The 22,491-nt window shown below is 60.0% G+C and carries 22 protein-coding genes; 20 read left to right on the forward strand and 2 right to left on the reverse strand.

Translation table 11 applies throughout. From position 1 onward, the window contains the following. Positions 1-248: 248 nt before the first annotated feature. The 19 genes from AR456_RS19880 (at position 249) to ahpF (ending at position 19,147) form a co-directional block, all read left to right on the forward strand. Positions 249-572, forward strand: a complete 324-nt coding sequence (locus tag AR456_RS19880; RefSeq protein ID WP_021819350.1) for a flagellar transcriptional regulator FlhD — start codon at positions 249-251, stop codon at positions 570-572. Positions 573-574: 2 nt separating this feature from the next. Then, entirely contained in the window at positions 575-1,144 is a 570-nt protein-coding gene (flhC, locus tag AR456_RS19885) for a flagellar transcriptional regulator FlhC (RefSeq protein WP_021819351.1), read from the forward strand. Between the two features lie 205 nt (positions 1,145-1,349). Then, the gene (gene motA, locus AR456_RS19890; protein WP_021819352.1) at positions 1,350-2,222 is read left to right on the forward strand and encodes a flagellar motor stator protein MotA; all 873 of its coding nucleotides are present in this window, start codon (positions 1,350-1,352) and stop codon (positions 2,220-2,222) included. Further along, positions 2,219-3,190 (forward strand): flagellar motor protein MotB, encoded by a 972-nt coding sequence (motB, locus tag AR456_RS19895; protein WP_021819353.1) that lies wholly within the window; start codon positions 2,219-2,221, stop codon positions 3,188-3,190. The genes motA and motB overlap by 4 nt, the downstream gene beginning before the upstream one ends. A 21-nt stretch (positions 3,191-3,211) precedes the next feature. Further along, complete coding sequence (gene cheA, locus AR456_RS19900) at positions 3,212-5,407, forward strand: chemotaxis protein CheA (protein WP_021819354.1); 2,196 nt, start codon at positions 3,212-3,214, stop codon at positions 5,405-5,407. Then, a complete protein-coding gene (locus AR456_RS19905; protein WP_021819355.1) occupies positions 5,404-5,907 on the forward strand; it encodes a chemotaxis protein CheW in 504 nt (167 codons plus the stop codon). Before cheA ends, AR456_RS19905 begins: the two co-directional genes overlap by 4 nt. Positions 5,908-6,050: 143 nt before the next feature. Further along, positions 6,051-7,814 carry a methyl-accepting chemotaxis protein gene (locus tag AR456_RS19910; RefSeq protein WP_021819356.1) on the forward strand — a complete coding sequence of 588 codons (1,764 nt, stop codon included), beginning with the start codon at positions 6,051-6,053 and terminating at the stop codon, positions 7,812-7,814. A gap of 74 nt (positions 7,815-7,888) precedes the next feature. Next, the gene (locus tag AR456_RS19915; protein WP_021819357.1) at positions 7,889-8,761 is read left to right on the forward strand and encodes a CheR family methyltransferase; all 873 of its coding nucleotides are present in this window, start codon (positions 7,889-7,891) and stop codon (positions 8,759-8,761) included. Between the two features lie 116 nt (positions 8,762-8,877). After that, positions 8,878-9,936 (forward strand): protein-glutamate methylesterase/protein-glutamine glutaminase, encoded by a 1,059-nt coding sequence (locus tag AR456_RS19920; protein WP_021819358.1) that lies wholly within the window; start codon positions 8,878-8,880, stop codon positions 9,934-9,936. A gap of 130 nt (positions 9,937-10,066) precedes the next feature. Beyond that, positions 10,067-10,456 carry a chemotaxis response regulator CheY gene (gene cheY, locus AR456_RS19925; RefSeq protein WP_021819359.1) on the forward strand — a complete coding sequence of 130 codons (390 nt, stop codon included), beginning with the start codon at positions 10,067-10,069 and terminating at the stop codon, positions 10,454-10,456. Positions 10,457-10,500: 44 nt separating this feature from the next. After that, positions 10,501-11,163, forward strand: coding sequence for a protein phosphatase CheZ (gene cheZ / locus AR456_RS19930; protein ID WP_021819360.1), 663 nt, complete (start codon positions 10,501-10,503; stop codon positions 11,161-11,163). Positions 11,164-11,390: 227 nt separating this feature from the next. Further along, positions 11,391-12,551: a flagellar biosynthesis protein FlhB gene (gene flhB, locus AR456_RS19935; RefSeq protein WP_021819361.1), complete on the forward strand. Its 1,161-nt coding sequence runs from the start codon at positions 11,391-11,393 to the stop codon at positions 12,549-12,551. A gap of 73 nt (positions 12,552-12,624) precedes the next feature. Next, a complete protein-coding gene (gene flhA / locus AR456_RS19940) occupies positions 12,625-14,709 on the forward strand; it encodes a flagellar biosynthesis protein FlhA (RefSeq protein ID WP_021819362.1) in 2,085 nt (694 codons plus the stop codon). Beyond that, the gene (locus tag AR456_RS19945) at positions 14,706-15,119 is read left to right on the forward strand and encodes a flagellar protein FlhE (RefSeq protein ID WP_021819363.1); all 414 of its coding nucleotides are present in this window, start codon (positions 14,706-14,708) and stop codon (positions 15,117-15,119) included. Before flhA ends, AR456_RS19945 begins: the two co-directional genes overlap by 4 nt. A gap of 30 nt (positions 15,120-15,149) precedes the next feature. Next, positions 15,150-15,851, forward strand: coding sequence for an RNA polymerase sigma factor FliA (locus tag AR456_RS19950; RefSeq protein WP_021819364.1), 702 nt, complete (start codon positions 15,150-15,152; stop codon positions 15,849-15,851). A gap of 130 nt (positions 15,852-15,981) precedes the next feature. Next, on the forward strand, positions 15,982-16,239 hold the full coding sequence (locus tag AR456_RS19955; protein ID WP_031208079.1) for a type II toxin-antitoxin system ParD family antitoxin: 258 nt from the start codon (positions 15,982-15,984) through the stop codon (positions 16,237-16,239). Beyond that, a complete protein-coding gene (locus AR456_RS19960) occupies positions 16,236-16,532 on the forward strand; it encodes a type II toxin-antitoxin system RelE/ParE family toxin (RefSeq protein ID WP_021819366.1) in 297 nt (98 codons plus the stop codon). Before AR456_RS19955 ends, AR456_RS19960 begins: the two co-directional genes overlap by 4 nt. Positions 16,533-16,729: 197 nt before the next feature. Next, positions 16,730-17,287 (forward strand): alkyl hydroperoxide reductase subunit C, encoded by a 558-nt coding sequence (ahpC, locus tag AR456_RS19965; RefSeq protein WP_470303266.1) that lies wholly within the window; start codon positions 16,730-16,732, stop codon positions 17,285-17,287. A gap of 303 nt (positions 17,288-17,590) precedes the next feature. Continuing rightward, a complete protein-coding gene (gene ahpF, locus AR456_RS19970; protein WP_021819368.1) occupies positions 17,591-19,147 on the forward strand; it encodes an alkyl hydroperoxide reductase subunit F in 1,557 nt (518 codons plus the stop codon). Positions 19,148-19,315: 168 nt separating this feature from the next. On the opposite strand, the gene AR456_RS19975 is transcribed toward ahpF, so the two are convergent. Next, complete coding sequence (locus AR456_RS19975; protein WP_021819369.1) at positions 19,316-19,984, reverse strand: hypothetical protein; 669 nt, start codon at positions 19,982-19,984, stop codon at positions 19,316-19,318. Positions 19,985-20,079: 95 nt separating this feature from the next. Next, positions 20,080-21,039 carry a LysR family transcriptional regulator gene (locus AR456_RS19980; RefSeq protein WP_021819370.1) on the reverse strand — a complete coding sequence of 320 codons (960 nt, stop codon included), beginning with the start codon at positions 21,037-21,039 and terminating at the stop codon, positions 20,080-20,082. 255 nt (positions 21,040-21,294) lie between these two features. On the opposite strand from AR456_RS19980, the gene rhmD reads away from it, so the two are divergent. After that, positions 21,295-22,479 (forward strand): L-rhamnonate dehydratase, encoded by a 1,185-nt coding sequence (gene rhmD, locus AR456_RS19985; protein ID WP_021819372.1) that lies wholly within the window; start codon positions 21,295-21,297, stop codon positions 22,477-22,479. Positions 22,480-22,491: the final 12 nt, after the last annotated feature.

Below are 22,491 nucleotides of genomic sequence, written 5' to 3' on the forward strand. Positions count from 1 at the left end.
TATTATTGGCATGAAATGGAGCCAAAGCTGGGCTATTTATAAGAAGATTACGATTCGTTGATTTACATCAACAGCAGAGCGAAACGGTGCTTGTGCAGCAAAGTCATTACGCCACACTAGCGCCGCTGAATAACAAAACGAGCGGAAATGCGTGCAGAACAGGCCAATCAAGCACGAAATTGCAACATTTCACGTTCGACAACGCCGGCGATGATCGGCGGTAAAATGAAAAAACGAGGCAGGGAATCATGAGCTCCACCACTTTGGTCGACGAGATTCAGGACATGAATCTTGCCTATCTTCTGCTGGCCAGAAGGCTGCTGGCAGACGATCGTGCTACCGCATTACTACGACTGAAAATCACTGAAGAACAGGCGGATATGCTGCTCAGTCTGAACTCCCGTCAGCTGACGCGCGTATCACGAACCAATCAATTGCTTTGCCATCTCAGTCTCGGCAGCGTCAAGCAGCTGCGTCAGATCGTCGACAACCCTCGTGAACAGGGGCTATCCCATCTGCATTCATCGTTGTTGATGGCGGGTACCCAGCTGCAAGCCGAGCTGGGAGATTGAGCATGGCAACGACCAAGAGTCTTGTTGGTGAGATGCAGCAGGTGCAGCTGGCGATCGATCTGATTGAACTCGGTGCCCGCCTGCAAGTGCTCGAAACCGAGACGGATCTCAGCCGTGCGCGCCTGATCCGCCTGTTCAAGGAGGTTCGCGGCATGTCCCCGCCCAAGGGCATGTTGCCGTTCTCCACCGACTGGTTCATTACCTGGCTGCCGAACGTCCATTCCTCGCTGTTCTACGCCTTCTACCAGCGTCTGCTGGGGCAGGGCTGTCAGCGTATGGAAGCGTTCATCAAAGCGTACCGTCTCTATACCGAGCAGATCGATATCGATGCCGCCGAGCCGGTTCTCGGCCTGACTCGCGCCTGGACCCTGGTCCGCTTCTTCGAGAGCGACATGCTTCAGTTGTCGACCTGTACACGCTGCAGCGGTGGTTTCATTGCCCATGCGCACTCACCGTCTCACGACTATGTGTGCGGTATCTGTCAGCCACCCTCACGGGCTGGCAAGACTCGCCAGCGTCAACGCGGCCTCCAGGCCGAACAAGCACAGACCATATTCAGTCATCAGGCCTGATCGACACGCCTTCTCGGGCGGCCTCCGGGCCGCCTGACTCCCTTCAAGCAACGCCGCTCGCTTACTGTACTTTCCTGCCCTCGCCCCCTACTGCTGCTGGTCGCGACTCGCACTGGCCGTGACCCAGCTTTTTGCTCAAGTCCAGGGCCGCACCGCCGATAACCTCTTACAACACCTCAATTCGTGCTCGCAGAGGATAGCTGTCGTGCTGATACCTATTGGATTTCTGGTCGTTCTGTTGTCTGTATTCGGCGGGTTCGTGCTCTCCGGCGGCAGTCTTGGCCCTCTGTTTCAGCCGACAGAGCTGCTGATGATCGGTGGCGCTGGTCTCGGTGCCTTTATCGCCTCCAACCATGGCAAGGCCCTCAAGGCCACCTGGCGCATCTTCTCTCGGTTGCGGCGCTCCAAGCGCTACAACAAGGAGATGTATATGGAGCTGATGGCGCTGATGTACCGCCTGCTGTCGAAGGCCCGGCGCGACGGCATGCTGGCCATCGAGCGGGACATCGACAGCCCCGACGACAGCGCGCTGTTCAATGAATACCCGCGAGTGCTGGCGGACCCCATGATCATGAACTTTCTCACCGACTACCTGCGCCTGATGGTCGCCGGCAGCATGGAGCCCATGGAAATCGATGAGCTGATGCTCCATGAGATCGAGATGTTCGAGCAGGAAGGCCACATCCCGGCGGATGCCATTGCCAAGGTCGGAGATGCGATGCCGGCGTTCGGCATCGTGGCCGCGGTCATGGGGGTGGTCAAGGCACTCAGCACCACCGCAGCCGATCCCGCCGAGATGGGGGTGATGATTGCCCATGCTCTGGTCGGCACCTTCCTCGGCATTCTACTCGGCTACGGCTTCATCAATCCGTTGGCCAGCCGCATCGAGCGCCAGGTCGGCGAATCGGTAAAGATGCTGCAGTGCCTGCGCGTCACGCTGCTGGCCAGCTTGCACGGCTATCCACCGCAACTGGCAGTGGAATTTGGTCGCAAGGCACTACACACCGCCGAGCGTCCGAGCTTCACCGAGCTGGAAGAATATGTCCGTGAAGCCAAGACGAGTGCGGGGGGCGCATGAGCACGCCCGGTGAGCGCCGCCCGATCATCATTCGGCGTCGCAAGGTCGTTCACAAACACCACGGCGGTAGTTGGAAGATTGCCCTGGCCGACTTCATGACCGCCCTGATGGCGCTGTTTCTGGTGATGTGGATTCTGTCGTCATCGAGCCGCGAGACCCGTGAGGGTGTTGCCGACTACTTCAGTACCCCGCTACTCACCGCCCTGACCAATGGAGATAGTCAGGCTGTCAGTCCTCAGGTAATCCCCGGAGGCGGACCGGACCCGATGAGCATCGAGGGGGAACGAGCTCGCATCGATGTACGCATGCAGACTCGTCCCAGCGAGCAGCAGAAACGCGCCTTCCGCGACCTTCAGCGTCGCATCGAGTTGGCGATCGAACAGGACCCGACCCTGAGAGGCATCCGTAATCAACTGCGCTTCGATATGACCCAGGAAGGACTGCGCATCCAGCTACTCGATAATGAGCAACGCCCGATGTTTGCCCTCGGCAGCGACGCCATTGCGCCCTATCTGCGTGACCTGCTGTACACCATGGCACCGCTGCTCAATGACCTGCCCAACGAGCTGAGCATCAGTGGACATACCGACAGCCTCGCTTACCTCAACGGCTATCAGGGCTACAGCAACTGGGAGCTTTCCACCGACCGCGCCAACGCTTCACGCCGTGAATTGATTGAGGGAGGCCTGACCGCCAGCAAACTGCTGCGCGTGGCCGGTCTGGCCGACCAGGTAGTGATGCCCGGTACCGAGGCGGAAGACCCGATCAATCGTCGTATCGAACTGATCGTGCTGTTCCCCAGCGTCGCCGAGCTTATTCGTCATCCCGGCACTCTGGCACCGGCGGCTGAGCCACCACGCATGGCGGGCGCCGAAACCATGGTTGCCCGAGCACGCGACCAGGCCGCCCCAGTGCAAGGAGTTGCCACGGATGACCCTACTGACGCATCTGCTGTCGCCGCACAATAATCATTCAAGGGTGTAATCGGTATGGACCTTTCTGACTTCTACGACACCTTCTTCGAGGAAGCCGAGGAACTGCTGGCCGATATGGAGGGCCATCTGCTGGCTTTGGACCCAGCCGCTCCCGACACTGAGCAGCTCAACGCCATCTTCCGCGCCGCACACTCGATCAAGGGCGGGGCCGGCACTTTCGGCTTCGATATTCTGCAGCGCACCACGCATATCTTCGAGAACCTGCTGGACCATACTCGGCGGGGCGAGCTGGCGCTGCGTGCCGAGACCATCGACACCTTCCTGGAAACCAAGGACATGCTCAACGATCAGCTCGATGCCTATCGTAATGGCACATCACCGGATGCCGAGGCCTACGAGCGTATCTGCCAAACACTGCAGCAGATTGCCGAGGAAGAGATCGGTCAACGCATTGACGCTACCGGCACTCCGGGCCAGTCCGACCAGACACCCAGCTCTCCACCAGACAAGAACGGAGAGGAAGCCCGAACAGAAGATAGCGAGGAAGACCTCACCTCCGCCACTCCAGTCACCATGGAAGAAAACGCGGAAAACCTGCTGCAGGTAACGCTGATCGGCCTGCAGGACAAGGATCGCGAGCTGTTGATTGAAGAACTCGGTCAGCTCGGTGAGGTCATCGCACGACGTGGCAGCGATCAGCGCCACGAAGTCATTCTGGCCAGCAGCGCCAGTGCCGAGGATATCGAGGCAGTGATGTGCTTCATCGCCGCTCCGGAACAGGTCGAGGTCACCCGCGTAGAGCAGCAATGTGCCACGCCCTCGCAGGAAACCGACACGCCCCCGCTGGAAGCCGACACGCCCCCGCTGGAGGCCGACACCCCCATCGGTGCCGATCATGACCTCAGTGTCACCCAGCGCGGTAGTGCCGCTTCTGCCGCGACATCCACTCCCCAGGCGGCCCCCTCGGAGCCCCGCAACGGCAAACCAGCACCACGCGAGAACAGCTCGATTCGTGTCTCGGTGGACAAGGTTGATCAGATCATCAACCTGGTGGGCGAACTGATCATCACACAATCAATGCTCGACCAGACCGTCAGCGAACTGGAGGGCATCAATCATCCGGGGCTGGTCAGTGGCATGAGCCTGCTGCAGCGTAACGCCCGAGACCTCCAGGAAGCGGTGATGTCGATTCGCATGGTGCCCATGGACTATGTGTTCAGCCGTTTTCCGCGCTTGATCCGCGACCTCGCCGCGCGCCTCGACAAGCAGATCGAACTGGTCACCGAAGGTGAAGCCACCGAGCTCGACAAGAGCCTGACCGAACGCATCATCGACCCGCTGACGCACCTGGTGCGCAATAGCCTCGATCATGGCATCGAGTCACCGCAGGCTCGCGAAGCCGCCGGCAAGCCGCCCACCGGGCGCCTGACGCTATCGGCTCAGCACCAGGGTGGCAATATTCTTATCGAAGTGATCGACGATGGTGCCGGACTCGATCGCCAGCGCATCCTCGCCAAGGCCATCGATAGTGGGTTGAGTGTTTCGGAGTCGATGAGCGATGAAGAGGTCTGGCAGTTGATCTTCGCCCCGGGCTTTTCCACCGCTGCCGAGGTCAGTGATGTCTCCGGGCGCGGTGTGGGCATGGATGTGGTCAAGCGCAACATCCAGGCCATGGGTGGTCATGTCGAGATCCATTCCCAATCCGGCCGAGGGACCACCACACGCATCGTGCTGCCACTGACCCTGGCGATTCTCGACGGCATGTCGATCAAGGTCGGCGACGAGATGTTCATCCTGCCGTTGTCGGCGGTCATCGAATCGCTGCAGCCCACTCAGCAGGACCTCTACACCATGGCCGGGGACGACCTGATGCTTCGGGTGCGTGAGGAATACCTGCCAATCGTGGCTTTGCACAAGGCATTGGACGTAGCCCATGCCGGCACCGAGCCCAAAGACTGCATCGCCGTGATCGTACAAGGAGAAGGCCGTCGCTATGCCCTGCTGGTCGATGACTTGATCGGCCAGCAGCAGGTCGTGGTCAAGAACCTCGAGACCAACTACCGCCGAGTCCCCGGTGTTTCTGCGGCCACCATCCTCGGTAATGGCAGCGTGGCCTTGATTCTCGATATTGCCGACCTGCACCGACTTTACCAGCGCAAGAAGCACCGCGAGCTCTCTACGTCACCGGACAAGGCTCTTTCGCTTTCCACCTCTCCTTCCACCACCCCAGCGGAGGACAATACGCCATGACCGATCTTGGCCACAGCAGCGGCTCGGCGGCCGCTGATCTCAACCAGCGCCAGTTTCTGATCTTCTCCCTCGGTAGCGAGGAATACGCCATCGACATCCTCAAGGTGCAGGAGATCCGCGGCTACGACAACGTCACCCGTATCGCCAACGCTCCCGCATTCATCAAGGGTGTCACCAATCTGCGCGGTGTCATCGTACCGATTGTCGATCTGCGCCTGCGCTTCGCGCTCGACAGTGCCGAGTACAACAACCAGACCGTGGTCATCGTGGTCAATGTCGGCCAACGCGTGATCGGCATCGTGGTCGACAGCGTTTCCGATGTGATGGCCCTGCTTCCCGAGCAGATCAAGCCAGCCCCTGACTTCGGCGTCACGCTGTCCTCGGACTATCTGAGCGGTCTGGGCAGTGTTGGCGATCGCATGTTGGTGCTGGTCGACATCGAGCGCCTGTTGAGCAACGAGGAAATGGCGCTGGTCGAGCAACTCGATGGCAATTCCTGAGCGGCAAGTTCACGAATGGCAAGTTCATGAATGGCAAGTACATGGACAGCGCCAGGCTCCGCCCGCTTTCCGTTCACCACAACAACGATAGACACCAGCGACAGGTCTCAGGCTTGCATGCCTGATTGCTGGGGAGATTGAGCATGAAATTCATCCGAAACATGAGCATCCGCCTGAGTTGGTCGCTGGCCATGGGCGTTTTCGTGATCCTGGTCGGCATACTCTGCGCACTCGGGTTGTATACCGCCAAATTGAGCGAGTCATCGATACATGAGCTGAACCAGCTCAACCTCGAGCAGCAGGCGGCACTCAACCGTACCGATTCCAGGCAGCTCTACCTGCAACTCCAGCTGCGCGGGCTCCACTCCGGGCTGCAACAAGCCACAGCACAGGCCGAGCGGCGGATGCTGACCCAGTCAGCCGAGCGTATCGGCCCCCAGATCAGCAGCCTCGAAACGCGTTTCGCCGACTTTCTGGCGCTCCCGGCACAACAGGACCAGGGCCAGCTGATCAGCGATCTGGAAGCGGCCTTCACCAACCTGATAGCGCGCGGCCTGCGTCCCCAGCAACAGGCATTGGCACGCGGTGATGCTGAAGCCTTCGAGAGCCACACCGCTGAGCTGGTTGAACTCAACGATGCCTTCTACAGTGCCAGCCAGGCGTTCTTTGCCAACGCCAGAGAGCACAGCACGACACTGTTCAGCGACTTCATGACCCGTGTCGGACAGATGCAGTGGGCAATGGCAGTGATCATGGCCATTACCGTGCTGACCATGATCAGCGTGCTATGGGGTGTCAGCGTCAATGTGGTGCGCCCCTTGAAGAATCTGCTGGGACATTTCGAGGCCGTTGAACGAGGTGATCTCTCGCAGCCGATTCCCGAACTCAACAACAATGAAATCGGTCATCTCTATCGCCATCTGGCCAGAATGCAGCAGGCGCTGGTGACTACGGTCGGCAGCGTGCGCCTCAGCGGTGAACGAATTCATCTCGGCGCCCATCGCATCGCTGCCGGCAACACCGACCTGTCAGCGCGTACCGAACAACAGGCCGCCTCACTGGAAGAAACCGCCTCGAGTATGGAGCAGCTGTCATCGACCGTCAGCCAGAATGCCGACAATGCCCTCCAGGCCAGTCAACTGGCGCGTGAGGCCAGTTCTGTGGCCAGCGAAGGGGGCACCGTGGTGGGTGAAGTGATCAGCACCATGCACGATATCCGCAGCGGCTCCCATCGCATCTCCGACATCATCGGTACCATCGATGGCATTGCCTTCCAGACCAATATCCTCGCCCTCAACGCCTCGGTGGAAGCTGCCCGTGCTGGAGAGCATGGGCGTGGTTTCGCGGTCGTTGCCGAAGAGGTCCGCAAACTGGCCACTCGTTCCTCCAGCGCCGCTCAGGAAATCCGTGCGCTGATCGATGACTCTCTCAAGCGCGTCGAAACCGGGTCCACCCGCGTTGATGACGCCGGCCGTGTGATGGAGAACCTCGTCGGCGCAGTGGCCCGCGTCAGTGAGCTCATGGATGACATTGCCGCTGCCTCGGCAGAACAGAGCCATGGCATCCAACAGATCAACGACGCCGTGGCTCAGATGGAACAGGTAACCCAGCAGAATGCCCAGTTGGTTCAGCAGTCGGCATCGGCCTCTGACGAGCTGGAAACTGAAGCCCGCCAGCTGGCGACGACGGTGGGCCGCTTCCGACTCGACGATCAGCCCAGCCATAAAGATCAGCCCAGCTACAAAGATCAGCACAGCCACACGCAACAGAGCGGTTATAAGGAGCAGCACGGCAGCGAGGAGCAACCGGATGACAGCAACCTGGCACGCTGGATGCCTACGCTGGCCACGGACATGAACCGCCAACCGCATGGCAGTGAGGAATGGGAGCCCTACGGGCGCCACTGACCTGATTACAGCACCAGCACTCACTGACGGGGCGGCCTTACGCCCCACCTTCTGTCAGGAATAAAGGAACCCGCTTGAACGAGTCATCAGCAAGCCGCACCACCACGGCCAACAACACCGGTTACGCGGCGCCCATCACCCAGGATCTGGTGCTCACTGACAGAGACCTGCACCGCGTACGCGTGCTGATTCATCAGCGCGCCGGTATCGTGCTGGCCGAACACAAACGAGAAATGGTTTACAGCCGCCTGGCCAAGCGCCTGAGGCATCACGGCCTGACGCGTTTCAGTGACTATCTCAACGAGCTCGAACGCCATCCTCAGGCCAGCGAATGGCAAGCGTTCATCAATGCCTTGACCACCAACCTCACCTCCTTTTTCCGCGAGCCTCATCACTTCCCGTTGCTCGCTGATCACGTGCGCCAGCGCAGTGGCCGAATTCGCGTCTGGAGCGCGGCCTCATCAACCGGAGAAGAGCCCTGGACGATCGCCATGACGCTCGCCGACGCGCTGGGCGGAACCGCCAGCAACCGTTTCGAGGTCGTGGCGACCGATATCGATACCGACGCGCTCGAGTGCGCCCGGCGTGGGGTCTATGACATCGAGCAGGTCGCACGACTCGATCAGGAGCTGATACGACGACACTTCCTGCGTGGCAAGGGACGCCAGCAAGGACTGGCACGTATCCGACCGGAACTTGCTGACAGGGTGCAGTTCGACATCCTCAACCTGCTTGCCCCGCAGTGGTCGCTGCAGGGTCGCTTCGATGCCATCTTCTGCCGCAACGTCATGATCTATTTCGACAAGCCTACCCAGCAGCGCATCCTCGAGCGCTTCGTTGCCTACCTGCAGCCCGATGGACTGCTGTTCGCCGGACACTCCGAGAACTTCGCCTGGTTGAACAGCACCTACCGCCTACGCGGCAAGACGGTGTACCAACTGACCTGAGCCGCGAACAGCCCCCGGGCCGTCCCTAAAGCTTTTTCCCAGCGTGCCGATATGGCTGTCATGATTTTTCGCCCCGTCAGACCCGTCATGGCACTTCTGCCGCCAAGGAGAACCGATTGAGCGCATCCAGAATCAAGGTGCTGTGTGTCGATGATTCGGCGCTGGTCCGTAATCTACTCAAGGAAATCATCGACGCGGAGGCCGATATGGAGGTCGTGGCGGTGGCGCCAGACCCCTTGGTTGCCCGCGACCTGATCAAGCAACACTCCCCGGATGTGCTGACCCTGGATGTAGAGATGCCGCGCATGGACGGGCTCGACTTTCTCGAGCGCTTGATGCGCCTGCGCCCGATGCCGGTACTGATGGTGTCATCACTTACCCAGGCTGGCTCGGAAGTCACGCTGCGTGCCCTCGAACTGGGAGCGGTGGACTTCATCGCCAAACCGTCATTGGGGATTCGCAATGGTATGCTGGAATACGCCGAAGAGATCGTCAGCCGTATTCGCGCCGCCGCACGCTCGCGCCCACGCCAGAGTCGCCCGACAGCCAGTCCGGTGACGAGGTTGTCGGCTCCCATGGTGTCGAGCGAGAAGCTGATCATCATTGGTGCCTCCACCGGTGGCACCGAGGCCATTCGTCAGGTGCTGGAACCGTTGCCCGCCAACAGCCCGGCAATTCTGATTGCCCAGCATATGCCTGGTGGCTTCACCCGATCCTTTGCCGAACGACTCAACCGGCTGTGCCAGATCACCGTCAAGGAAGCCGAAAACGGCGAACGGCTACTGCCTGGTCATGCCTACATCGCCCCTGGCGGTCACCATCTTGAGCTGACCAGATCCGGTGCCAATTACATCACACGGCTGCACGATGGACCGCCGGTCAATCGCCACCGGCCTTCGGTGGATGTGTTATTCGCCTCGGCGGCACGTCATGCCGGGCGTAATGCCGTGGGTACGCTGCTCACCGGCATGGGCAAGGATGGCGCGGCAGGTCTGCTGGAGATGCGCCGGGCCGGGGCCACCACACTTGCCCAGGACGAACAGAGCTGTGTGGTGTTCGGCATGCCACGCGAGGCGATTGCCATCGACGCGGCCACGGAAGTCGCCGCACTGGCGGATATTCCCGCCCGACTGCTGGCGTTGGTGGCTGCCTCTGGCCGTCTCCAACGTGTGTAGCTTGCGCTTTATAAACCCAAGTGCGCTTCATGAACCCAGATGCGCTTCATGAATCCAGGTGCTCCTCATCAACCCGAGCACTGGTCACAGCCCCCACTACTCGTCATAACCACCTTGAGAGGATTGGCAAATGCCCGACAAGAACATGCGCGTTCTGATCGTCGATGACTTCCCTACCATGCGCCGCATCATCCGCAGCCTGCTGAAGGAGCTTGGCTTCACCAATGTCGAGGAGGCCGAGGACGGCCAGGAAGGCCTCACACGCCTGCGTGAAGGGGGCTTCGACTTCGTGGTATCCGACTGGAACATGCCCCACCTTGATGGCCTGGAGATGCTCAAGACCATTCGTGGCGATGATGCCCTCAAGGCTCTACCAGTGCTGATGGTGACGGCCGAAGCCAAGAAGGAAAACATCATTGCCGCTGCCCAGGCCGGCGCCAACGGTTATGTGGTCAAGCCGTTCACGGCCGCCACCCTGGAAGAAAAGATGAACAAGATCTTCGAGAAGCTGGGCATGTGACAGGTAACCCAATCGACCTGGCCTACCACCAGCAGGAGACAAGCATGACGCAACCACCAACCGCCAGCAGCTACCAACCGGACCAGACCGATGATCTGGTGCAGCGCATCGGTCATGTCACCCGTCTGCTGCGTGACAGCATGCGCGAGTTGGGCCTCGACAAGGAGATCGAGCGAGCCGCAGAGGCCATTCCCGATGCCCGGGATCGTCTCAACTACGTCGTGTCGATGACGGAGCAGGCTGCAGACCGTTCACTGAATGCCATCGACCGGGCCCAGCCTCTGCAGGATACTCTCGGCGAACATGCCTCAGCGCTCCAGCAGCGTTGGGACGACTGGTTCGACGCGCCCTGCGATCTGGGAGAGGCACGCGACCTGGTCAGCGACACCCGGGCCTATCTGACGATGGTGCCAAACCATACTCAAGCGACACAGCAGGAACTGCTCGAGATTCTGATGGCCCAGGATTTCCAGGACCTCACCGGCCAGGTGATCAAGAAGATGATGGACGTCATCCAGGAGATCGAGACCCAACTGATCCAGGTACTGATCGACAATGCTCCGGACGGCGAGGCTCGGGACTCCCTCAAGCGTAAGGTCGAGCGCGAGGAGCAGCTGCTCAACGGTCCACAGATCGACAAGCAAGCCGAGGATGTTGTCGCCAGCCAGGCTCAGGTTGACGATCTCCTCGACGAGCTGGGCTTCTAGGTTCAGCCGGAAAAGCGTCTGCGCGAGGTCACTCACTAACGCCACGAAGACACTGGTATAGGTGACACCTTCGTCTGCATGCTGGGCGACGGCCGCTATTGGCCGTCGCCCAGCATAGCTCGTGGTTTGCCTGGATAAGGCTCGCTTTCAAGCGCTATTCCGTCCTTTAGCCCTGTCGGGCACGCGCACAATAGATCGAGATGAGTTCTTGTGCCCGATGACCCGACATGGCCGACCAGAGCAGCGATCAGGAAAAGACCGAACAGGCCACGCCCAGGCGCCTGGAAAAGGCGCGTGAGGAGGGCCAGGTTGCGCGTTCCCGCGAACTGGCGACCTTCACACTGCTGCTGGGTGGTGTCATCGGCCTGTGGTCGACAGGCGCCATGCTCTACAACCAGCTCGGCGGCGTCATGGAGCAGGCCTTCCTCTTCGAGCGCCGTGAGGCCATGGAAACCATGCCGATGTTGTCCCAGGCCTTGTCTCTGGGACAGCGTTCGCTGTTCAGCCTGATTCCGCTCTTCATCCTGCTGATGCTGATCGCGCTGTTATCTCCGGCGCTGCTCGGCGGCTGGCTGTTCAGTGGCAAGTCGCTCAAGCCGCAGTTCTCGCGGCTCAATCCCGCCAAGGGCATGAAACGCCTGTTCTCGAGCCAGGCACTGGCTGAACTGGCCAAGGCAATCGCCAAGTCCGTGCTTGTCGGTGGTGTCGGGGTCTACTTCATCTTCCTGCACCTTGGCGAGGCACTCGACCTGATGGCGATGCCAGTCAGCGCCGCCCTCGCCTCGGCACTCAGCCTGATCGCCAAGGCCTGTGCACTGATGGTGATGACATTGATCGTAGTGATCCTGATCGATGTGCCTTATCAGATGTGGAGTCACGCCAAGAAGCTGCGCATGTCCCGAGAAGATATCAAACAGGAGTTCAAGGAGTCCGAGGGCGATCCACACGTCAAGAACCGAATCCGTCAGCAGCAACAGGCCATCGCTCGCGGTCGCATGATGAGCCAGGTGCCCAATGCCGATGTGGTGGTCACCAACCCCACCCATTACGCCGTGGCTCTCGTCTGGCGAGAAGACAATATGGGTGCTCCACGGGTGGTGGCCAAGGGTGTCGATACGGTGGCCGCACGTATTCGTGAAGTCGCCAGTGAAGCAGGTGTCCCTCTGCTGGAGGCTCCTCCGCTGGCGCGAACCCTGTATCAGCATGTCGACCTCGAACACGAAATCCCATTCGACCTCTACAACGCCGTGGCCGAAGTTCTCGCCTGGGCGTTCGGCCTGAAACGCGCGGCCACCGAGGGCGGCGAGCCGCCTCCGACACCCGACTCCATCGCAGTCCCGGACAGCCTCGCTGTCCCGGCTCCGGACACCAACGGCACTGCCCCATGACCACCATTTATCCGCTAGCCAGCGCTGACAATCGTGACTGCCGGCCACACCCGCAAGCTTCAGGAGATCGCCGATGAAGGCGCTGAGCCATTATCTGACCCGGCGCGACTGGATGGCCGACATCCCGATGAAGGTGCTCGCCGGCCCGCTGTTGATCCTCATGATCCTGTCGATGATGATCCTGCCGCTGCCGCCCTTCGCGCTCGATCTGTTCTTTACCTTCAACATCGCACTTTCGATCATGGTGCTGTTGGTCAGCATGTTCACCAGCAAGCCACTGGACTTTGCGGCCTTCCCGGCGGTGCTGCTGTTTACCACCCTGTTGCGTCTATCGCTGAACGTGGCCTCGACCCGTGTCGTGCTGATGGATGGCCACGAGGGTGGCGATGCCGCAGGCAAGGTCATCGAAGCCTTTGGCCAGTTCCTCGTAGGTGGCAACTTTGCCGTAGGCCTGGTGGTATTTCTGATTCTGGTGATCATCAATTTCATGGTCATCACCAAGGGCGCGGGCCGCATTGCCGAGGTCGGCGCTCGTTTCATGCTCGACTCGATGCCCGGCAAGCAGATGGCCATTGATGCCGACCTCAATGCCGGGATGATCGGTGAGGACGATGCTCGCCAGCGCCGCGCAGAGGTCTCTCAGGAGGCCGACTTCTACGGCAGCATGGACGGCGCCAGCAAGTTTGTGCGTGGCGATGCCATGGCGGGGCTGGTGATCATGGCGATCAATATCCTCGGCGGCCTGATGATCGGCCTGCTGCAATATGACATGGCGTTCTCCGACGCTGCCCGCACCTATATTCTGCTGGCGATCGGTGATGGCCTGGTGGCGCAGATTCCTGCACTGGTGATCTCGACCGCCGCCGGTGTCACGGTGTCCCGCGTCAACACCGAGCAGGATGTCGGCCAGCAGATGATCGGCCAGTTGTTCGCCAACCCGCGGGTACTGCTGCTGGCCGCGGGTGTCATGGGTCTGCTCGGTCTGGTGCCGGGTATGCCCAACCTGGTGTTCCTGCTGTTCACCGCGGTGCTGGGCGGACTCGCCTGGTGGATGACTCGCACCTCGGAGCGCCGCCTGGTCGCCGAACAGGAGGCGCAACCATCCGAGCCAGCGCCCGAAGCCCCGGAAGCCAGCTGGGACGACGTACAACTGGTCGATACCCTCGGTCTGGAAGTGGGCCACCGCCTGATTCCGCTGGTCGATGCCCGGGAGAAAGGCGAGCTACTTGGACGCATCAAGAGTGTGCGCAAGAAGTTCGCCCAGGAGGTCGGTTTCCTGCCACCGGTGGTACATATCCGTGACAACCTCGAACTCGGCGCCACTACCTATCGCGTCACGCTCAAGGGTGCCGAGGTGGGTCGCGCCGACGCCTGGCCAGGGCGCTGGCTGGCAATTGACCCCGGCCATGTCTCCGGGGAACTCGATGGCACACCGACCCAGGATCCGGCCTTCGGCCTGCCGGCAGTCTGGATCGACACCAGCCAGCGCGAACAGGCTCAGGTCTATGGCTACACCGTGGTCGATGCCAGCACCGTGGTCGCCACCCACCTCAATCACCTTCTCCATCGACATGCACCAGAGATGCTGGGCCGCCAGGAAGTCCAGAAGTTGCTCGACAAGCTCGGCGAGGAACAGAAGTCACTGGTCGAGGAAGTGGTGCCCAAGGCCATCCCGCTGACCACTTTCACGCGCATTCTTCAGCAACTGCTCGACGAGGATGTCTCGATTCGCGATCTGCGCACCATTCTCGACACCCTCGCCGAGCATGCCCCACATCAGCAGGACCCAACCGAACTGACCAGCCTGGTGCGCATCGCTCTGGGACGTGCGATCACCCAGCAGTGGTTCGCCGGTCAGGAAACGCTCAACGTGATGGGGCTGGAGCCACAACTCGAGCAGGTGCTCAACCAGGCCATGAACGGCAGTGGCGCGCTGGAACCGGGCCTGGCCCAGACCCTGATGAGCCAGGCCGAAAGTGCCCTGCAGCGCCATGAGAGTAGTGGCGAGCCACCGGTCATGGTCGTCACCCATAGCCTGCGCCCGGTGCTGGCCCGCTTCCTGCGTCGTCGCCTGCAACATCTGGTGGTGATGTCCCAGGCCGAGATTCCTGACGACCGCATGCTGCGGGTCACCACTCTGGTGGGAGGAACGTCATGACACTCACTGCCGGCTGCCGTTGGTTGTTGATGGTGCTGCTGAGTGCAGGGGCACTGAGCACTGCCACCCCCATTTTCGCCGCACCGGGCTCGTGGGTGGCTGCCGCCCCACGCCTCACCGTGGCCTCCCGTCAGTTGGACCAGAGCTCGGCGCTACTGACACCTCCCAGCGGCCATACCAATGGAGTCATCGACAGCATCAGCTGGCAATACCGCGTAGCGCCTGGTGCGGATCTGGAAGCACGACTGTGCCTGCAGCAACGCTGTCTGCGCCTCGATACGGCGCGTGGTAGCAGCCGCCATTTCACGGGATTGCCAGCCAGCGGCCCCCTTGAGTTTCGTTTTCGACTCGCCGATGACCAGTCTCCGGTCGTCGTCGATGCGATGCAGCTGATCGTCAATCATCGCTGACCGCAATGCGGTGCAGGTGAGGGAAGCGCCATGTACACAGCACAAGGCAAGATGCAGCAACAGTCTCAAATCGAGGCTTACCTACCCATGGTCCGGCGCCATGCGTTGGCCTTGCAGGTACGGCTACCGGCCGGTGTTGATACCGACGATCTGATCCAGGCCGGTGTGGTCGGGTTGATTGAGGCACTGGGGCGCTACGATGCCAGCCAGGGAACACAGCTGACGACCTTCGCCAGTCAACGCGTGCGCGGTGCCATGCTCGATGAACTGCGCAGTCGCGATTGGCTGCCACGCAGCGTGCGCCGTCAGTCGCGCGCTGTGGATGAGGCTACTCGTGAACTCCAGCAGCAACTGGGCCGCGCCCCGGAAGAACATGAAATCGCGGCGGCATTGGACATGGACCTGAGCACCTACCGCCGCCTGCTGGGTGACATCAACAATGGGCTGTTGATGCCCTTTGAGGAATTGCTGGCTGACGGCGGTGAACACCACTTTTCAGAACAGGTCAGTGCCACCCCGCTCGCGGAGTTGATCAGTGACGAGCGTCGTGGGGCGCTGGTTGATGCCATCGCCGAACTTCCCGAGCGCGAAAAGCTGCTGATGGCGCTCTATTACCAGGAAGAGCTCAACCTCAAGGAGATCGGTGCAGTGCTGGGCGTCAGTGAATCACGCGTCTGTCAGCTGCACAGTCAGGCGGTCAGCCGCCTACGCGGCTGGCTGGCCGGTCATTGAAGAGATGACAGAGGTCTCCGACTGCACGACAGGAACAATATGCGAGATCACAACTACCCTGCTGGTGGTATTTTGATAATAGTTGATAAGCGACGTACTCTGACAACATCAATCGGCGGGAGAACACATGATGATCAGCGCAGAACTGGGCAAATCATTGGAAGCCTATATCCAGCAGTTGGTAGAAACAGGCCGCTATGGCTCGAAAAGCGAGGTGCTGCGCGAAGGGATCAGGTTGGTTCAGGACAGAGAAGCACGCCTTGCTGCTCTTGATGCGTCCATTGCTCGAGGGCTCACTGATATCGAGGACGGCCGTGTCGCCCCTGCGGATGACGTGTTCAAGCGCCTGGAAGACAAATATCGAACGATGGCCAAAAAGCCTCAATGATTGCCTACCTCACTGCCGAGGCAGAAAGCGATCTGGAACAGCTCGGTGACTACATCGCACAAGACAACCCAAGTCGAGCATTGTCGTTCGTGCTCGAGTTACACGACAAGTGCCTGAGCCTGGCGGATGCCCCTCTCGGATTTCCCCTGGTGGCACGCTTTGAGCACCATGGTATCCGCCGCCGACCACACGGCAACTACTTGATTTTCTATCGCATCGACGCTGAACGAGTGAATGTCGTCCATATACTCCATGGCTCTATGGAGTATACCCACCTGCTCTTCGAGGAATAGCTAGCGCTCCCGCCGCTCAGCGCCACATGACAGCCGTTTCGAGGCGATAAATAGCGAAACATTATCATGGCAATGATCTCATTCAATTTATTCTATAAGACCAAGGTCGTTATGCTGGCTCCCGTCTTCGCAACACACCATTCATTGGCCAGTGTTTTCACTGCACGGCTACACAACGTATGGAGATGGGAATGTCCCTGATCAACACTGAAGTCAAACCGTTCAACGCTACTGCTTTCCACAACGGCGAATTCGTCGATGTCACTGAAGAAAGCCTCAAGGGCAAGTGGAACATCTTCTTCTTCTACCCGGCCGACTTCACTTTTGTCTGCCCCACCGAACTGGGTGACCTGGCCGACAACTACGCAGAATTCCAGAAGCTGGGCGTCGAGATCTATAGCGTCTCCACCGACACCCACTTCACTCACAAGGCATGGCACGACAGCTCCGAGACCATCGGCAAGCTGCAGTACCCGATGCTGGCAGACCCGACTCTGCAGATCTCACGCAACTTCGAAGTCCTGATCGAAGACGCTGGCCTTGCCGAGCGCGGCACCTTCGTCATCGACCCGGAAGGCAAGATCCAGATCGTCGAGATCAACGCTGGCAACATCGGCCGTAACGCCGAAGAGCTGCTGCGCAAGGTCAAGGCTGCCCAGTATGTCGCGGCCAACCCGAACGAAGTGTGCCCGGCCAAGTGGAAGGAAGGCGAAGAAACGCTGGCGCCGTCTTTGGATCTAGTCGGCAAGATCTAAGTAAGGGACGTCTGAATAACTGCCTGCGCAGGCGAATCACGGCGTCGCGTGGTGCTCTCAATCCTCACATATTAATCATATGCTGCGGTTGATGCGCTCCAGACTCCTTGTGTTTCATCCTGCTCGGCGACGTTTTCAGAACGCCCCAGCACTGACTAAATGACTGGTTTTCCCCATCGCGGCGGGCTCCTGCCGCGATGGGGCCACTGAATTTCCCGCATCCGTGCCTCTCCTGTTTCACGCCACTATTCATGGCGCGGGGGACACGTGCGCCCACTACCCCATTCAAGGATTGACGCCGTCATGCTCGACGACTCACTCAAGACACAGCTGAAAGCCTATCTGGAAAAGGTCACGCAACCGTTTGAGCTGGTCGCCACTCTCGATGACGGCGACAAGTCCAGAGAACTGCATGGCCTGTTGAGCGATATCGCAGCGCTTTCGGACAACATCACTCTGTCCACCACAGGCACCGATCAGCGCGCGCCTTCCTTTGCGCTGCATCGGGACGGCGTTGCGACCGGTATCGTGTTCGCCGGTATTCCGCTCGGCCATGAGTTCACCTCTCTGGTGCTCGCACTGCTGCAGGTTGGCGGTCATCCGCCCAAGGCCAGTGCCGAGGTTATCGAGCAGATCAAGGCGCTCGATGCCGACATGCACTTCGAGACCTATTACTCGCTGTCCTGCCAGAACTGCCCGGACGTGGTCCAGGCGCTTAACCTGATGGCGCTTCTCAACCCGCGCATCTCTCACGATGCCATCGACGGCGCGCTGTTCCAGGACGAAGTCGAAGCCCGCGAAGTGATGTCGGTGCCCAGTGTCTATCTCAATGGCCAGCCATTTGATCAGGGCCGCATGAGCCTTGAACAGATTCTCGCCAAGGTGGATACCGGTGCCGAGCAGCGTGAGGCCGAGAAGATTTCGGCGAAGGACGCCTTCGATGTATTGACCATCGGCGGTGGCCCAGCAGGTGCAGCGACATCCATCTATGCCGCACGCAAGGGTATCCGTACCGGTGTCGCAGCCGAGCGCTTCGGCGGCCAGGTACTCGATACCATGGCAATCGAGAACTTCATCTCGGTGCAGGAAACCGAAGGCCCGAAACTGGCCACTGCGCTGGAAGAGCATGTCAAACAGTACGATGTTGACATCATGAACCTGCAGCGCGCCGTCGAGCTGGTGCCGGCCACCACTCCCGGTGGAGAGCATGAGGTACGCTTCGCTTCCGGTGCCAGCCTCAAGTCAAAGACGCTGGTATTGGCCACCGGCGCCCGCTGGCGTGAGATGAACGTGCCCGGCGAGGCCGAGTATCGCAACAAGGGCGTGGCCTACTGCCCGCACTGTGATGGCCCGCTGTTCAAGGGTAAGCATGTGGCAGTGATCGGCGGTGGTAACTCCGGCGTCGAGGCCGCCATCGACCTGGCCGGCATCGTCGCTCACGTCACCCTGTTCGAATTCATGGACGAACTACGTGCCGACGCAGTACTGCAGAAGAAACTCGCCAGCCTGCCCAATGTCGACATCATCAAGGGCGCCCGTACCACCGAGATCAACGGTGACGGCAACCGAGTCAATGGCCTGAGCTATGAAGAGCGCGCCAGCGGTGAGATCAAGCAGCTGGCACTCGAAGGTGTGTTCGTGCAGATCGGCCTGGTGCCCAATACCGAATGGCTCAAGGAGTCACCGGTGGAGCTGTCGCCGCGCGGCGAGATCATCACCGACGCTCATGGCATGACATCCGTCCCCGGCATCTTTGCCGCCGGTGATGTCACCACCGTGCCCTACAAGCAGATCGTGATCGCGGTCGGCAGCGGCGCTACGGCGGCACTGGGTGCTTTCGACTATCTCATTCGCCAGTAGCCACTTTGGTTCGACAGTAACGATTCCCTCCAGCGACGTCATGTCGCTCCCTGACGGCACCAGCGAGGACCTTCCCATCCCTCGGCCGGTGCCAGCGGCCTCAACAAGGCCGTGACTAGCCTGCCGCCCTCCGGGGCGGCTTTTTTTCGTCGCGCCGGAGACAGACGCTCATCGCTGAGCTTGGGGAATCAGCTCTTCCGGTGATGGACACGGGATTGGCCTACCGATGGCATCAAGCCCAGAGCCAGGCAGTATCGTGGCACTGGGTAGCGGTGTGATGGCAGTATCGCGCCGGTACTCGGCCATCCGCCCAGGCGCGAAATTCCAGCCCAACTTCAGATACCAGCGCTTGTCGAAGTGGGAGGCCTCGCCATCCGGCACCCATTGCTCAGGTTCAGTCCCCGGTATCTCATCGGGGGCGAAGTCCAGCGCCAGCTTGCCTCGGTCGAGGACCCAGAGCATGGGGTGCAGTTGGACACGCGGTGAAGCAAACTCGGTACTCAACCCATGCAGGAGCTCGGCCTGCTCCGCGCTGATGTTCTCCGAGGCCAGTGGTGGCAAATCACGCAAATCCGGCCTGCAGCGGGTGACCGGCGCAACCTCGTCCATGCTGGGAAAAGTGATCGCCTGTCCCTCTCCATTCGACAGGTGCACTACCATCTGCACCGAGCCATCAACCGGTGACATATTGTCATCTGCAGCCTGCACTGCCCGTGGCAATAACCCGACAAGCGACAACAGCACCGCCAGGACCAGCAGCCGTGGCTGGCCGAACAAGAGTCCATTCAGCGCCTTGCCTTGAGCCTTGTGCCGAGCACTGCCCCACCAACCGTCCATTCAACGTCTCCTTCCGCCAACGACCCTCAGGCCTGGCCACGCCACCTGTCTGTCTGTCTGTCTGTCTGGCCCACGCTAAAGGTGCAACTCCTTGATCATCCACGGACGATCAGGTCATCACTGGCGGCAATCTCTCTCAAAATGCCGCATAGATGACGTACCGGTTCGCTCAGGGATTCATTCCGGCGCGACAATATCCCGTAGGAGGAGAGTGTCGTACCCAGCGTAAGCGGTAGCGCCACGACACGCTCCATCTCCAGATAGTCGCGCAATACCGTCTCGGCCATGACCAGCAGCCCGTTGCTGCGCATGACCAACTGCAAGGCCGCAAAGATCGAGCCACATTCGATGATGTCCCGCGGTGACATCAGCCCTGCCAGTTCGAATTCCTTTTCCAGTGCCTGTCGCGCCGGGCTTTCCACTGGCTGGAGTATCCATGGCCAATCTTCGAGCAGCCGTTCCAGCGACATCACGCTCTGACCATCAAGCGGATGCCCCTTGCGCACCACCACCATCATTTGTTCGTTACCCAACGGTTCGAAATCGAACAGGTTATGCTGCAAGGCGGTGACATAGCGTGCGATAGCAATATCGATGCGGCTCTGCGCCAGCAGCTCGACCAGTTGATCGCTGGTTTCCCCCACCAGCCGTACCTGCAACAGCGGGCGTTGGCGTTTCATTTCGACCACGGCTTCCGCCACCAGGTCCGGTGCGGCGCCCATGATTGCGCCCAGCACCAGCTGGCCCTGGTCACCCAACTGATGGCGATGCAATGACTCTGCGCAACGTCCCAATCGACTCAGGGCGCTGTGCGCAAACTCAACCAGAATCTCACCCAGTTGGGTCGGCCTCACTCCTCGTGGCAAGCGCTCAAACAACTGACACTCGAAGGTGGTCTCTATCTCGCGCAGCATCCGCGTGGCCGCCGGTTGCGACATGTTCAGTGCCTGCGCCACCTGGTGAAGATTACGATGTTCGTCCAGCAACGAGATCAACAGCAGATGCTTGTAACGCAAGCGATTGAGCAGAGTTGCCTGCCATATGGCTTCTGACATGGTCACCTTCCTCTCTATCGAGCCGCTAGGCTAACGATAACTGCAGCCTATAGCGGCGCCGACACATACGACATTGGTCTAAAACACACAAAGGCGCATGGAAATGCGCTCAGTCGCGAGCTTGATCATATCTAGGCTAGCGGCGATTGATAACCAAAAGGTATCGGAAAGGCTGATCTGCGCATTAGTCATACTTTTCGTTCGAGGGTATTCATAGTCCTATCTCATTTGTTCTCAATGTAGAAAGGAATGTCCATGTCGATGCCGACGATCAAGCAGGTGCGCGCCTATACCGTTCGTGGTGGCGGCGCCGATTACCACGATCAGGGCGACGGCCATTGGATCGATAGCCAGATCTCGACGCCAATGAGCAAGTACCCGGAATACCGGATGACCCGCAAGAGTTTCGGCCTGAACGTGCTGGGTACTCTGGTGGTGGAAGTCGAAGCCAGCGATGGCACTGTCGGCTTTGCCGTTACCACGGCGGGCGAGATTGGTGCCTATATCGTCGAGAAGCATCTGGCACGCTTTCTCGAAGGCCAGCGGGTCACCGATATCGAGAAGATGTGGGATCAGATGTTCAATGCCACGCTCTTCTATGGTCGCAAAGGTGTAGTTCTCAACACCATTTCCGGTGTCGATCTAGCGCTGTGGGATCTGCTCGGCAAGATTCGTCAGGAGCCGGTTCACGCCATGCTGGGTGGGCCGGTGCGCGATGAGTTGACCTTCTATGCCACCGGAGCACGTCCTGATCTAGCCAAACAGATGGGCTTCATCGGTGGCAAGATGCCGCTCAAGCACGGCCCTGCCGAGGGCGACGAAGGGCTACGCAAGAACCTCGCTCAACTCGCCGACATGCGTGAAAAGGTCGGAGATGATTTCTGGCTGATGTTCGATTGCTGGATGAGCCTGGACGTCAACTACGCGACCAAACTGGCGCATGGCGCTCAGGAATTCGGTCTCAAGTGGATCGAAGAGGCGCTTCCGCCCGATGACTACTGGGGCTATGCCGAGCTCAAGCGCAATGTTCCCAAGGGCATGCTGGTCAATACCGGTGAGCATGAAGCAACCCGCTGGGGCTTCCGCATGCTGTTGGAAATGGATTGCTGCGATGTGATTCAGCCTGACGTGGGTTGGTGCGGTGGTGTCACCGAGCTGATCAGGATCTCGGCGCTGGCCGATGCCCACAACAAGCTGGTGGTGCCTCACGGCTCATCGGTGTACAGCTACCACTTCGTCATTACGCGCCAGAACAGTCCGTTCGCTGAATTCCTGATGATGGCTCCCAACGCCGACGAAGTCGTACCAATGTTCAACCCGTTGCTGCTCGATGAACCGGTCCCGGAAAATGGTCGCATGCGCGCGTCCTGTCTCGACGCTCCGGGCTTCGGTGTACGCCTGAACCCGGAATGTCAGTTGGCGCGCCCCTACGACCACTGATCCAGGAGAACG

This window comes from Halomonas huangheensis, from assembly GCF_001431725.1.
Taxonomy (GTDB): domain Bacteria; phylum Pseudomonadota; class Gammaproteobacteria; order Pseudomonadales; family Halomonadaceae; genus Halomonas; species Halomonas huangheensis.